We start from the raw sequence: 694 nt of genomic DNA on the forward strand, positions 1-694 counted from the left end.
GATTATCGCTTGTCTCATAAATGATTCCTATTTATCTCCTATTTAGTTGAGAGAGGAAATGAATGCAAAAAAATACTTTGTAGCAAAGTGGTATTGGGACCATTTGTCCTATATGTGCAAATAGAAATCCGCCGGATTTTTACTCGGAGTAGAGCATAAACCTAAAAGAATTGAACAGGCCCATTCAGGAACAAGAAAATTACGTCGTAAATGGAATTAATTTCGATGAAACAATACATCAAGAAGAGGTTAGGTAGCTAAGTAAGGGTTACTGAATTCCTTTTTTTGGAGAGGCAAGTCAAAAAAAACTTTTTTTGATAAAAAAAGCCTATTCGTTAGGGATTATAAAAGTCTTGCGAGAAAAAACAAAGAGGGATGGAATCACTACATTGATTTTGTATTTTGGAACCGTATGCATCTAAAGGTGCATGTACGATTCCTGAGGGATATAATTTTATCCTAACCAGCCGACTTTATCGAGAAAGAACACTTTTTTTAGCGCAAATGATTAATTCCCAGATTGCGGGCAATATTATTAGTCTCATGATATATCTCAGTATCGAAGAACCGACCCGGGACCTTTTTTTATTTATAAACTCTCCCGGCGGAGGAATAATATCCGGACTAGGTATTTTTGATACTATGCAATTCGTGACACCCGCTGTAAGTACAATATGCATGGGATATGCCGTTT

Annotated in this window: 1 protein-coding gene; it reads left to right on the forward strand. The window is 36.2% G+C overall.

The genetic code is table 11. From position 1 onward, the window contains the following. Nucleotides 1-402: 402 nt before the first annotated feature. On the forward strand, nucleotides 403-694 hold a 292-nt coding region (locus tag QQK25_RS25010; RefSeq protein ID WP_498027257.1), incomplete at its 3' end, for an ATP-dependent Clp protease proteolytic subunit.

It is taken from the genome of Zoogloea oryzae, assembly GCF_030161255.1.
In the GTDB taxonomy this organism is placed as follows: domain Bacteria; phylum Pseudomonadota; class Gammaproteobacteria; order Burkholderiales; family Rhodocyclaceae; genus Zoogloea; species Zoogloea oryzae.